General features: G+C 65.3%; 12 protein-coding genes. 2 read left to right on the forward strand and 10 right to left on the reverse strand.

The genetic code is table 11. From position 1 onward, the window contains the following. Window positions 1-9: 9 nt before the first annotated feature. The gene (locus AC6UUM_RS13990) at window positions 10-1,668 is read left to right on the forward strand and encodes a DEAD/DEAH box helicase (RefSeq protein WP_500802876.1); all 1,659 of its coding nucleotides are present in this window, start codon (window positions 10-12) and stop codon (window positions 1,666-1,668) included. 15 nt (window positions 1,669-1,683) lie between these two features. Here AC6UUM_RS13990 and AC6UUM_RS13995 read toward each other — a convergent pair whose 3' ends face one another. The 6 genes from AC6UUM_RS13995 to AC6UUM_RS14020 form a co-directional block, all read right to left on the reverse strand. Further along, window positions 1,684-2,895: a nitroreductase family protein gene (locus AC6UUM_RS13995; protein ID WP_500802877.1), complete on the reverse strand. Its 1,212-nt coding sequence runs from the start codon at window positions 2,893-2,895 to the stop codon at window positions 1,684-1,686. After that, on the reverse strand, window positions 2,892-3,839 hold the full coding sequence (locus tag AC6UUM_RS14000; RefSeq protein ID WP_500802878.1) for a sterol desaturase family protein: 948 nt from the start codon (window positions 3,837-3,839) through the stop codon (window positions 2,892-2,894). Before AC6UUM_RS14000 ends, AC6UUM_RS13995 begins: the two co-directional genes overlap by 4 nt. Next, window positions 3,821-4,204, reverse strand: coding sequence for a hypothetical protein (locus AC6UUM_RS14005; RefSeq protein ID WP_500802879.1), 384 nt, complete (start codon window positions 4,202-4,204; stop codon window positions 3,821-3,823). The genes AC6UUM_RS14000 and AC6UUM_RS14005 overlap by 19 nt, the downstream gene beginning before the upstream one ends. Further along, entirely contained in the window at window positions 4,201-4,623 is a 423-nt protein-coding gene (locus AC6UUM_RS14010) for a protein tyrosine phosphatase family protein (RefSeq protein WP_500802880.1), read from the reverse strand. The genes AC6UUM_RS14005 and AC6UUM_RS14010 overlap by 4 nt, the downstream gene beginning before the upstream one ends. 78 nt (window positions 4,624-4,701) lie before the next feature. Further along, window positions 4,702-5,097, reverse strand: coding sequence for a type II toxin-antitoxin system death-on-curing family toxin (locus AC6UUM_RS14015; RefSeq protein WP_500802881.1), 396 nt, complete (start codon window positions 5,095-5,097; stop codon window positions 4,702-4,704). Between the two features lie 6 nt (window positions 5,098-5,103). Beyond that, complete coding sequence (locus tag AC6UUM_RS14020; RefSeq protein WP_500802882.1) at window positions 5,104-5,331, reverse strand: AbrB/MazE/SpoVT family DNA-binding domain-containing protein; 228 nt, start codon at window positions 5,329-5,331, stop codon at window positions 5,104-5,106. A gap of 129 nt (window positions 5,332-5,460) precedes the next feature. On the opposite strand from AC6UUM_RS14020, the gene AC6UUM_RS14025 reads away from it, so the two are divergent. Continuing rightward, a complete protein-coding gene (locus AC6UUM_RS14025) occupies window positions 5,461-6,321 on the forward strand; it encodes an SDR family NAD(P)-dependent oxidoreductase (protein WP_500802883.1) in 861 nt (286 codons plus the stop codon). Between the two features lie 50 nt (window positions 6,322-6,371). Here AC6UUM_RS14025 and AC6UUM_RS14030 read toward each other — a convergent pair whose 3' ends face one another. From AC6UUM_RS14030 to AC6UUM_RS14045, 4 genes are all read right to left on the reverse strand, one after another. Then, complete coding sequence (locus AC6UUM_RS14030) at window positions 6,372-7,202, reverse strand: TauD/TfdA dioxygenase family protein (protein ID WP_500802884.1); 831 nt, start codon at window positions 7,200-7,202, stop codon at window positions 6,372-6,374. Window positions 7,203-7,258: 56 nt separating this feature from the next. After that, window positions 7,259-9,409, reverse strand: coding sequence for a methylmalonyl-CoA mutase (gene scpA, locus AC6UUM_RS14035; RefSeq protein ID WP_500802885.1), 2,151 nt, complete (start codon window positions 9,407-9,409; stop codon window positions 7,259-7,261). Between the two features lie 93 nt (window positions 9,410-9,502). Continuing rightward, on the reverse strand, window positions 9,503-12,130 hold the full coding sequence (locus tag AC6UUM_RS14040) for an HWE histidine kinase domain-containing protein (protein WP_500802886.1): 2,628 nt from the start codon (window positions 12,128-12,130) through the stop codon (window positions 9,503-9,505). After that, complete coding sequence (locus tag AC6UUM_RS14045) at window positions 12,123-12,749, reverse strand: biliverdin-producing heme oxygenase (protein WP_500802887.1); 627 nt, start codon at window positions 12,747-12,749, stop codon at window positions 12,123-12,125. The genes AC6UUM_RS14040 and AC6UUM_RS14045 overlap by 8 nt, the downstream gene beginning before the upstream one ends. Between the last annotated feature and the right edge of the window lie 51 nt (window positions 12,750-12,800).

Here is a 12,800-nt window from a genome sequence, read left to right on the forward strand (position 1 = left end):
CCCGCCTGAATGAGTTTTGCCGATCTCGGCCTGTCCGATGCCCTGCTGCGCGCCATTGCGGACAGCGGTTACGACACGCCCACGCCCATCCAGGCCCAGGCCATCCCGTCGGTATTGATGGGCAAGGACATCATCGGCATCGCCCAGACGGGCACCGGCAAGACCGCCAGCTTCGTGCTGCCGATGATCGACATCCTGGCCGAAGGCCGCAGCCGCGCCCTGATGCCGCGCAGCCTGATCCTGGAACCGACGCGCGAACTGGCGCAGCAGGTCGCCGAGAATTTCGACAAATATGGCAAATATCACAAGCTTTCGATGGCGTTGCTGATTGGCGGCGTTTCGATGGGCGATCAACTGGCGGCGCTGGAAAAGGGCGTCGATGTGCTGATCGCCACGCCGGGCCGCTTGATGGACCTGTTTGCCCGCGGCAAGATCTTGCTGTCGGGGTGTGCGCTGCTGGTGATCGACGAAGCCGATCGCATGCTCGACATGGGCTTCATCCCGGATATCGAAACCATCTGCTCCAAACTGCCCAAGGGCCGGCAGACCCTGCTGTTTTCGGCCACGATGCCGCCGCCGATCAAGAAATTGTCGGACCAGTTTCTTGACCATCCAAAGAGCATTTCGGTGGCGCGCGCCGCCAGCACCAATACCAACATCACCCAATGGGTGGTGGAAACCACATCGCGGGCCAAGCGCGACGTGCTGCGCGACATCATCGACAGCGAAGCCCTGAAGACCGCGATCATCTTCTGCAACAAGAAGACGATGGTGCGCGAACTGGCCGAAACCCTGAAGCGCGCGCGCCTGCCGGTGGGGCAGATCCATGGCGACATGGAACAATCCGATCGCATCCGCGAACTGGAACGCTTCAAATCCGGCGCCGTCACCATCCTGGTCGCCAGCGATGTGGCCGCACGAGGGCTCGACATTCCAGGGGTCAGCCATGTCATCAACTATGATGTGCCGTGGCACCCGGATGATTATGTGCACCGCATCGGGCGCACCGGTCGCGCCGGGCGCACCGGCATCGCCTTTTCGCTGGCGACGCCGGATGATGCCGAGCATCTGATCGAGATTGAGAAGCTGACCCAATTCAAGATCCCGCGCTGGCAGGGTGACGGGCCAGTGGCCGCTATCGCCGCCCCGGTGGCCCTGATCGATTCGCCCGCAGACGACACACCAGCGCCGGCGCGCGAACGCCGCAGCCGCGGTGGTCGTGGCCGGGGCAAGGCACCACCCGCCGAAGCCAGCCAGGCCGACGAACCGCACCGCGCGCCCGAAGCGCCGGCAACCGAAGCCCCCGAGCCGAAGGCCGAATCCGGCCGTGGCGACCGCCGCCGCGCCGGTGGCAAGGGCCGCGGTGACCGCCGGCCGGATGAACGCCCTGACGCACGCCGCGAGCAACGCCCGCAGGCCGCTGCAACCCGCGCCGAGCCTCCACCCGTCCGCGACGCCGCGCCGCCGCGCCCGCCCCGCGCCGAAGCGCCGGCCCGCCATGCGCCGCGGCCGACGGCGCGCGATCCCCTGGCCAATTACCGCGCCATCGCCAGTTCCGGCCAGTCGCGGCACCGCGATGATGATGGTGGGGAGCGCTTCGTCGGCTTCGGCCCCGAAGGCGTACCGGATTTCCTGTCGCGCCCGATCAAGCCCAACCCCGCCGGTTGATCCGGCGCAGCGCGATCAGAACGCGCCGCCGGCCGCCCGCCATTGCTCCACTTCCCAAGCCAGCCGTGCCGGCGGGCCAAGCACAGCGCTGACCGGACGGCGCAGCGCTGGCCCGGCCGGGGCATCGGCGGTGCCGATACGAAACGCGAAACTGGGGCGCCAGGCCGGATCATCAAGCAGCGCATCGACCGCGCGGGCAAAGGCTGGCGGCTGGCGCAATTGCACCTGGCGGTCGATCATTTCCGGCAACTGGTTGAGCGGTTGCGCCACCAGGCCGGCCGCGGTTGCATTCAGATGCAGCCGCTGCCACGCGCCGCCCACCAGCAATGCGGCGCGGCGATCGTGTGGATCGGGCGTGAGGATCAGGCCGAACAGCGATGCGGTGGGCAAATGCGTGTCGCGCGTAGCGGCCAGCCAGTAACGCCCTTCGCTTTCCGCCGATTGCGCCGGCAGCAATGCCCCGGCGGCGGCCAGCCACGGCGACACCCCCGATGTCGCCAGCGTCAGCCCATCCATCGCCTCATCCGCCACGCTGCGTTCATGGCGAAACCAGCGGTGGCTGTCGGCCATCATCGCGGCATCGCCGGCAATCGCCCCGGTGGCGTCGATGGTCAATTTCGCAAAGCGTTGCCCGCGGGGGGACCCGGCTTCGAACAACAGCACCCGCACATCCGGGAAGGCCGGGAAATCCAGCAAGGCCCGCACCTTGGCCGTTTCCAGCACGCTGCCGTGCCAGGCCCCGCGATGCGTATGGCGGCGGCCGATGAACGGCACCAGCCGGTGCGGTGCCGGCCCGCTGTTATCCGGCCCCAGCAGCACCCGCGCCACATGCAACGGGTTTTGCGGATCGGGCAACAACCGCACCCGTGCCGCGCGGCCAATGGCGGTGGAGGCCAGCGCCATATTGTGGATGGCCCCGCCCAGCCCGGCGAGGCGTTCCCGCCCGAACGGGTCCATGGTGCCGAGCGCGCGGCGCGGCACTTCGAAGATATCGACGCCCAGCCGTCCGACCGCGAATGCCCAGGGCTGCGTATTGTGCGGGCTGGCAGCGAGCACGGCGCCGCCGACCAGCCGCAGCGCGCCGGCCTGGCGCTGGCTGCGCCAATCATCCCATGCCGCCAGCGCCGGTTGACTGCCACCGAGCAGCCCCTGCTGCCAGGCCCGGCCGGTCACGCCCGCCACGGCGAGCGCGCCAGCGCCGGCGACGATCTGGCGGCGGCTGATCATTCGGCCGGAACGGCAGCGCCGGCCTGTTCCTGCGGCGCTGCCGCTGCACCGCCGGCCTGCCAGCTTGCCCGCAGCATGTCGGCGGTTTCACCCGACAAGCTGCCCGGCGGTGCCGCGATCGCCGTCCACGCGGTTTTCAGGCTGCGTGCGCCGGCCAGATCGCGGGCAATGCCCAGCCATTCGTGCACCGCCACCCACAGCGGATTGAAGGTGGCGAGATTGCGGATGATGCCATAACGCGGCGGATCATCGGCGCGTTCGGCTTCGAACGTGCCGAACATCCGATCCCAGATGATGAACACCCCGGCAAAATTGCGATCGAGATAGCGCGGATTGGTGCCATGGTGGGCGCGGTGGTGGGACGGCGTGTTCATCACCGCTTCGAACCAGCGCGGCATGCGGCCGACCAGTTCGGTGTGAATCCAGAACTGATAGATCAGGTTCACCCCGCCGCAAAAGATCACCAGCGCCGGCGGGAAGCCGATCAGCAGCAACGGCAGCCGGAAGATGAAGCCCAGGCTGAACACCCCGGTCCAGGTCTGCCGCAGCGCCGTGGACAGATTATAATGCTGCGACGAATGGTGGATGACGTGGCTTGCCCAGAACCAGCGCACCCGGTGCGCCGAACGGTGGAAGACATAATAGCCCAGATCATCGAGCACAAAACACAGCGCCAGGCTCCACCAGGCAATCGGCACGTCGATCAGGCGATGCTGCCATACCCAGATGGCGATGCCGGCCACGGCGCCGCCCAGAACCGCGCCGGCGATGGTGCTGCCCAGCCCCATCGCCAGGCTGGTGCCGGTATCGCGCCAATCATAATCGCCGTTCCAGCCCAGCCGCACGCCGATCAGTTCGATGATGATCAGCGCGACGAACACCGGGATGGCGAAGGCCACCGGATCGACGGACACCCATTGTTCGATCACAGGCGCGCCGCCCAAGCGCTGGCCGCGCCTTCACCCAGATCGAGCGCGGTTTCGGGGAACATCGGCTCAACCGGCCGCACGCGCAGCACCGTGCCCGCCCGCGCCACCAGGGGGTGGGAAAGCGGCCTGACAACAAAGCGATCGCCCAGCGGGCGCACCAGCGCGACGCGGCCATCATGCCCGGCCACCAGCGCCCCGGCGCCATCGCGGCTGACCGCCACGTCGCAGGCGCGAAAGCCCGGCAGCGCATCGGCCACCAGCCGCTCGGCCAGCCCGGCATCGACCAGGCCCGCGCGGCGGGCAAAGCCGAGCAGCCGCGCCAGCCCGATCAGCAGCGCGACGCCGATCACCGAGAACAGCAGCATGTCGATCTGGTTCACCGATTTCCCGCCAACTGCCGGAACAGCGGCGCCAGGCCGGCGACATCATAGCCGCCAGCCTGCGCCGCGGCGATGATCGCATCCGGCGCCTCGCCCTGGGCAGCCGCCGCCAGTGCCCACAAATTGCAGCTGCGCGTGCCCGACCGGCAATAGGCCAACACCGGGCCATGCTGCAGTGCGTCGGTCATGGCCGTCACCTGTTCCAGGCTGAACCCGGTGTGATCGATGGGGATGGCAACATAGGCCAGGCCGGCCGCCGCACAGGCCGCGGCAATTTCGGCACCGGCCGGCTGATCATGGCTTTCGCCATCGGGACGGTTGTTGACGATGGTGCGAAAGCCCTGCGCCGCCGCATCGGCAACCGCTTCGGGCGAGATCTGCGGCGCGACGGAGACGCTGTCGGTGATGCGGATGAACATGTCGCCAAGCCTAAGCGTCCCGGCCCCTGCGCTCAAGTGCGGATATGAGCGACGCGGCGCAATGATACTGCGCCATAGTCACAGTTGCCGGGCGTTGACTGCCAAAAATGTCGCCAGATCAGCTTCGCTGCGCGAGCCTTCTGCGATGGCACGCACAATATCGGTGGCATCCGCTTCGCGCGCGTCGAGGTAAAATTCATTCAGGCGCAAGGTCACGAACATGGTGAACCAGGCAGCACGCTTGTTGCCGTCCACAAACGGGTGGCGATTCTTGCAGATCGAATGGCCAATTGCAGCGGCGACGTCGAACAAGGTCACGGCATCGCCGCCATAGGCGATCAATTGCCCGGCGCGAGCCAGCGCAGCTTCAACGCCGCCCGGATCCCGGACGCCGTGGCTGCCGCCGAAACGATCGATCGACTGGCGCTGCAGATCGAGCAGCGCCTGCAAGGGTGGCAGGACGATATTGGTCATGACCGGTCACTTCGCCAGATCGGCCATGGTCTGCGGATAGCGCTCAAAACAATCCAACCCGGCTGCCATGGCCGCTGCATATTCATTGTCGGACTTGACGATGCGCAGGCCGCCTTGGCCATCATCGTGCAGCTCGACACTGTCACCCTTCTCCACACCCAGCCGGGCCAGCAGTTCCTTGGGCAGGATGATGCCGGCGCTGTTGCCGATGGCGGTGATCTTCAACTGCTGCATGTCATTGCTCCCGATCTGTATAACCTGCGTTATAACATGAAGTGCGCCGGCCGCCAAGCCGCCTGCTTCTGACAGTTTGCAGCCGGCCGCGCGTGCGTCAGGATCGCCCGGCTTTCAGGAGGAATGAACATGCAGCAGCTGGCCGGCAAAGTGGCCTTCGTCACGGGCGCCGCTTCGGGCATCGGGCTCGGCATTGCCGAGGCGCTGGCACAATCGGGCGTGAAGGTGATGATGGCCGACATCGATGGCGAGGCGCTGGCCCGCGAAGTGGCCCGGCTGGCGGCAACCAATGCCGATGTGGCGGGCATCCGCGCCGATGTGTCGTTGAAGGCCGAAATCCAGGCCGCGGCGGATGCCTGCATCCAACGCTTTGGCCAGGTGCATATCGTGATCAACAATGCTGGGGTGGGCGGCGGCGGCGATTATGGCGGCTGGAACGATGCCGGCTGGGATTGGGTGATCGGCGTCAACCTGATGAGCGTGGTGTGGGGCTTTGAAATCTTCGGGCCGCTGATCGAATCGAGCATCAAGGCGGGGGGTGAGGGCGGCCATATCGTTTCCACCGCATCGATGGCCGGCCTGGTGGCGGCGGTGGCGCCCGGATATAATGTCACCAAATATGGTGTTGTCGCGCTGTCGGAAGGGTTGCGGCCGAAACTGGCGGCGCGCGGCATCGGCGTGTCGGTGCTGTGCCCCGGTTTCGTGCGCACCCGCATCATGGAAAGCGCCCGCGCCATCCCCGAGCGGCTGGCCGGGCAAGTCGCCCTGCCCGATCCGGCCGCCGTGCCGGCTGACATGGCGGCGATGTTCGCCCACGCCATCACCAACGGCGTCGATCCGCTCTATGTCGGCGAACTGGTGGTGGAAGCCATCCAGAAGGATTGGGCCTATATCTTCACCGACAATGATTTCGAAATGGGCGTGGACGCGCGGTTCGCGGCGATCAAGGCCGGGTTTGACCAGATCAGGGGGCGGGTGCCCCGCCGGTGACGGCGGTCTCAAGCAGTGCCGGTGACGGCGGTCTCAAGCAGTGCCGGTGATTACGCCGCCGCGATGGTGGTGCGGTGCAGGCGGCGGGCATGACCCTGGTAACCGCCGGTGGCGGCGTGCAGCACGCTGCGATTGTCCCACATCACCAGCATGTTCGGCTGCCATTTGTGGCGATACTGGAATCGTTCCTGCCCCTGCCAGTGATAGAGTTCGGCCAGCAGCGGCAGCGCGTCGGCATCAGCCATGCCTTCGAAGCCGATGATATAGCCCAGGCAGCTGAACAGGCCGGGGCGGCCGGTTTCCGGGTGATTGCGGATGAACGGATGCGCTTGGGTCGCGCGCGCGGTTTCCGATGGGCGGATGTCCATGGAGCGGCCCTTATCACCAGCGCCATAGAAGCCATCGGGGGCATAGGCCTTCTGCGCGCTGTGGATGGCCACCAGCCCGTCGATGCGCGCGCGCAGATCGGCTGGCATCGCGTCCAGCGCCAGATGCTGGTTGGCAAACAGCGTGTCGCCGCCGATTGGCGGAATGGTGATGCCATAAAGGCAGGTGCCAGCCGGCGGGCGGGCCTGAAAGCTCCAATCGGTATGCCAGTTTTCCGCAAAGATCGGCGCAGTCTCATCGGCGGTGCGGGCCACCGCGATGATATGCCGGCGGCCCGGGATCGGCGCGATGAACGGATCTTCGCCGAATCCGCCCATGGCCAGGGTGAAGCGTTCCAGATCATCATCCGTCAGGCGCTGATCGGGGAAGACCAGCACATGATGGGCGAGCCACGCGGCACGGATGGCCGCGACCGTGCCGGCGTCCAGTGGCGCCGACAGATCGAGGCCGGTCACATGGGCGCCGCAGGCCTGCCCGGTTGGTTCGACATTCATGGCTGCGCCCTCCTTGCCAGATGGTGGCAGGGTGTACGCGTTGCGGCAAGCCGAGCTTATTCCGCTGCTTCGTTCAGCGGCGGCAGATTGTGGCCCAGCAGGCGCAGCAGTTCGGCGGCCGCCTCGACGATGTTGGTGCCGGGGCCGAAGATGGCCACGGTGCCAACGTTTTTCAGGAAATCATAATCCTGCGCCGGGATCACGCCGCCGGCGATCACCTTGATATCGCCGCGGCCCACCGATTTCAGCTCGTCGATCAGCGCCGGCACCAGAGTCTTGTGGCCGGCGGCGAGGCTGGAGGCAGCGACGAGATCGACATCAAGCTTCAGCGCCAGTTCGCGGGCTTCCTGCGGCGTCTGGAACAGTGGGCCCACCGTGGCATCAAAGCCGAGATCGGCAAGCGCGGTGCCGACCACCTTGGCGCCGCGATCATGGCCGTCCTGTCCCATCTTCACGATCAGCACGCGCGGTTTGCGCCCCGTGCGGCGTTCGAACGATTCCACGCCTTCGGCCACGCGCGCATAGGCGGGATCGGCCTTGTAGGCGTCGGCATAGACGCCCTTCACCATCTTCACCACCGCGACGTGGCGGCCGAACACGTCCTCCATGGCGGCGCTGATTTCACCCAGCGTGGCGCGAGCGCGGGCACATTCGATGGCCAGCGCCAACACATTGCCACTGCCGGCCGCGCCATCACGCAAGGCCTTCAAGGCCGCATCCACGCGGGCCGGATCGCGCGCCGCCTTTACCGCTTCGATGCGGGTGATCTGGCTGGCGCGCACCGCGACATTGTCCACATCCAGCACCGGGAATTCGTCGGTGGTCGCTGGCTTGTATTTGTTGACGCCAACGATCACCGTCTCGCCCATGTCGATGCCGGCCTGCTTGGCAGCGGCGGCGGCTTCGATCTCGAGCTTGGGCAGGCCGGTGGCGACGGCTTGCGTCATGCCGCCCAGGCCTTCGATCTTGTCGATGATTGCCTGTGCCTCATCCACCAGCTGCTTGGTCAGCGCCTCGACATAGTAACTGCCGCCCAGCGGATCGACGACCTTGGTGATGCCGGTTTCTTCCTGCAGCACGATCTGGGTATTGCGGGCGATGCGCGCCGAAAAATCGGTGGGCAGCGCAATGGCTTCATCCAGCGCATTGGTGTGCAGGCTTTGCGTGCCACCCAGCGCGGCGGCCAGCGCCTCGATCGTGGTGCGGATCACATTGTTGTACGGGTCCTGCTCCTGCAAGGACACACCACTGGTCTGGCAATGCGTGCGCAGCATCAGGCTGCGTGGGTCCTTGGCGCCGAAATTCGTCATGATGCGCGCCCACAGCGTGCGGGCGGCCCGCAGCTTGGCGACTTCCATGAAGAAATTCATGCCGATGGCGAAAAAGAAGCTCAGCCGCCCGGCAAATTCATCGACATCCAGGCCCTGTTTCTGTGCGGCGCGGACATATTCCATGCCATCGGCCAGGGTGAAGGCCAGTTCCTGCAACGCGGTCGCTCCGGCCTCGTGCATATGATAGCCGGAAATCGAAATGCTGTTGAATTTCGGCATGTTGCGCGCGGTGTAGCTGATGATGTCGGCCACGATCCGCATCGATGGTTCCGGCGGATAGATATAGGTGTTGCGGACCATGAACTCCTTGAGGATGTCGTTCTGGATGGTGCCGTCCAGCTTGGCCTGGGGCACGCCGGCTTCTTCCGCCGCCACGATGAAAAAGGCCAGGCAGGGGATCACCGCGCCGTTCATCGTCATCGAAACCGACATCTGATCGAGCGGGATACCGTCGAACAATATCTTCATGTCCTCCACCGTGTCGATCGCCACGCCGGCCTTGCCGACATCGCCCGACACGCGCGGGTGATCCGAATCATAACCGCGGTGGGTGGCCAGATCGAAGGCGACCGAAAGCCCCTTTTGCCCGGCGGCGAGGTTGCGGCGATAGAAGGCGTTGCTCTCCTCGGCAGTCGAGAAGCCGGCATATTGCCTGACCGTCCACGGCCGCCCGGCGTACATGGATGCGCGCACCCCGCGGGTGAACGGCGCGAACCCCGGCAGGCCCGGGTCCCAGCCTTCGGTATCGGCAGCGGTATAGAGCGGCTTGACGGTGAAGCCTTCCGGCGTCGGCCAATCGAGATTGGCGCCTTTCACTTCCTTGGCGGCCATCGTGGCCCAATCATTCACCCCAGGATTTTTTGGCGTCTTGGTCATCGCATCCTCCGTCGCCCATCCGCATAGGCGGTGCGCGGGCGGGCTGGCAAGCGGACGGATTTGCGCAGGTGCGGGCCGGGCGGTGAGCGTGCCTTAAACCGCTGGCTTGGCCCCTGCTGTCATCATCTGGCGAAGCTGTTTCTCGATATAGGCGATCCGATACGGCTTGGCGAACACCGGGGTGCCGACAAGGTGAGCCGGCAGCATGTCGGTCTGATCATAGCCTGTGCTGAAGGCGAACGGGATGCCCCGGGCCTTGAGCACATCAGCAACGTCCCATGCCATTTCCCCATTGAGATTGACGTCGAGCAAGGCAGCATCGAACGTCTCTGTCCGCGCCATCTCCAAGGCCTGGTCGAGCCGCACGGCAGGCCCGACGATCTGCCACCCAAGGGTTTCGCACATGAGCTCGAGCGGCAGCAGCAGCAGATAGCTATCCTCAACGACCAGCAGCCGGGGCAATGCCGGCATCGTTTCTTGCGGGATGATGATTTCCAAGGGCTCGGACCTGGCAACCGGCTTGACGCTGAGCGTGACAAGCGACGCCTGTGGCAGGACGATCTCGCAAACGACGCCACCCGGCCGGTAGTCGATCGTGGCGCGCCCGCCGGTTTCCAGCGTCAGCGCCCGTTCGATCAGGGTTGATCCAAAGCCGCGATGGGTCGGCGGCGTGACCGGTGGCCCCCCGGTTTCCGTCCACGACAGACCAAGCCCGCCATCGGCGCGGATCTGCCATTTGACCACAACATGGCCGGTCGCAACCGAGAAGGCGCCGTATTTCGCAGCATTGGTGGCAAGTTCATGCACCGCGAGCGACAGCGCCAACGCCGATTTCGGCGTGAGGACGGCATCATCCCCGGCCAGGGAAACGACACCTGATGCCGGTCCGTAGGCTTCCAGCTCCTCGCGCAGCATTTCGTCAACCGAAACGCCCTCCCACCGGCTTTGGGTCAACAGGCTGTGGGCTTTCGCCATCGATTGGATGCGCTTGTCGAGCCCGTCCACGAATGCCGTCACCGATTCGGCGCTGCGGCTGGATTGGGTGACCAGCGCCTGGATATTCGCCAGGGTATTCTTCACCCGGTGGTCGAGTTCCGCCATCAGCAGCTTGTCGCGCTCGTGGGCCTTCGCGCGTTCGCGGGACGCGGCCTCGATCCGGCGCAGCACAACCTGCAGCAGCGAAACCCGCAGATCGAACGCGGAATCGAGTTCCGCCGTCGACCACGGCAGCGCCCGGTTGCGCACCGTATGCTTCCACACCTCGAACGATTTGCGCGGTGACAGCTTGTCGCTGCCATCGGCACTGACCGTCACCGGTTTGGCCGGATCGCCGGCCCACAACGCCGTTTCGACCAGTTCAGGGCGGAACCAGAGGATGAAATCGGATGGATCGCGCGAGACGGCGATCACCAGCAATCCCGATGCGAATTCGGTGAAGGCCTTGGCCGGCGCGTAGATTTCGCTCAACCGATCGGTGGAAAATACGCCCTCGGTCTCGATCATGTACGATGTCAGCCACGCGGTCAGCGCGAGGATCTGCGGGCGGGTCGGCGTCGTGCCGAGAAAGGTCACTTCGCCCTCGACACTCACGGCAACGCCGCCCCGGCGCGAGCCATCGAGCGCAACGTCGCCGCCATGGATGAAATCGAGCAGGTTCGGCGTCTGCTGCGTCAGGCCATGGGCATAATCCTCGATCCCGGCGAGATTGAGCATCAATTCCTGCAGGATCTTGCGACTGGCAAGCCGGGCCTGGAACTGCTCGCTGTTTTCGCGCGCCTCGAGCTGCAGCGAGAAAATCGACCCGAACAATTCACAAACCGCGCGCAGATGGCGCGGCAAGATGCGCGGGCTGTTGTGGTGGCAGGCGATCAGGCCCCACAGCTTGCCGCCAACGATGATCGAGATCGACATCGATGCGTCGATGCCCATGTTGCGCAGATATTCGCGGTGGATCGGCGAGACGTCCCGCAGGATGGCATGGCTCATGTCGAGCGGCTTGCCGGTGCGCGGGTTCAGCGTCGGCTTCAGCGGCGCGGGATCGTAATCGACCTGCGTGATGAGCCGCAGCCAGCTTCTGAGATACAGCGCGCGCGCCTGCTGCGGGATATCGGCGGCGGGATAATGGAGATCGAGGAACGGCGCGAGTTCGGGCAATCGGCTTTCGGCAATCACCCAGCCCGAACCATCGGCCATGAAGCGGTAGATCATCACCCGATCATATTGCGCGACGCGGCGCACGCTCGCCGTCGCCATCTGGCACAGATCGTTCAGCGAGGCGGCGGAACTGAAGTTCTCGACCATGTGCTGCACGGCCGCCAGCGGGTCAGTGACGAACGCATCGGTCATTTCGGCCGCTTCGAACTCGACGACCAGGACATTGTCGATCCGGTGGACGCTGGCATCGAGCGGATGATCGCTGGCAACGCGCAGAACAGGGTCGAGGAAATGACGCGGCTTGGCAAGGTTGACCTCCTGGCTCAACGCCTGCAGCAGATTCATCTGGGTAACAGAAAACAGGCCGCTGACCGACCGGTCGAGCAACTCGTCCAGCGGCCGCCCGAGCAGTTCCGCCGTGTTGCCCGCGGCTTGGAGGACCCGCAGCGTACCGCATTCGAGCACCAGCATCGCGCCATGCGGCAGGATTGCGCCCGGAATATGGATGGGTTCGCGGTCGCAGTTCGTCAGATCGATCTGGTCACGATCAAGGATGGCATCAGTCATGATCAATGTTCCATCCAGCAAGCCAATGTTCAAATGTCGCGAAGGTCGCATTCGCGCCATCGATGATGGCGCCGCACTGCGGCACCGGCCTTGGCACCAGCGCCAGCAGTGCGAGATAGTCACGCCACGCCGAACCGGTCTCGGCGCCATGTCCGCTGAAAAATTGACGCCCGGCCGTCACCCCTGGGCCGAGCAGGGCATCGAGCTGACGCGCCATGCCGCGCCCGCCAAGGGCCGAACCTTCGACGACATAACGCGCGCCCAGAACATGATCCGCAGACAAGCGCGGCGGGAACGCAGCGCAGCGCGGCAGCGTATCGCGTGACGCTGCGCAAACTCCCAAAGCATCGAGATCATGTTCCAACCACCGCGTCCGCTCCGGCGCCAACCGTGCCGCGGCCTCGAACGGGCGGTAAAAGCCATAAAGCCGGCTCAACAATTGTCGGTAGGCCTTGCGGTCAATGGTTCCGGCCTGGACCGCGGCAAAGCCGTCATGGCCATGGAGCCGTTGATGAACGACAGACGTTGCCGCCCGTAACGCCTCTCGCAAATCCGCCGCTATCGACGGCGATTGCACGATTCTGCCTTCACCGACTGGTTCGGATTTTTGGATTTCCATTCGGATATGAGAACCCCGCTATCGTTTTTGTTCCCGATCCACCAACCAGCG

The organism is Sandarakinorhabdus sp. (assembly GCF_987265915.1).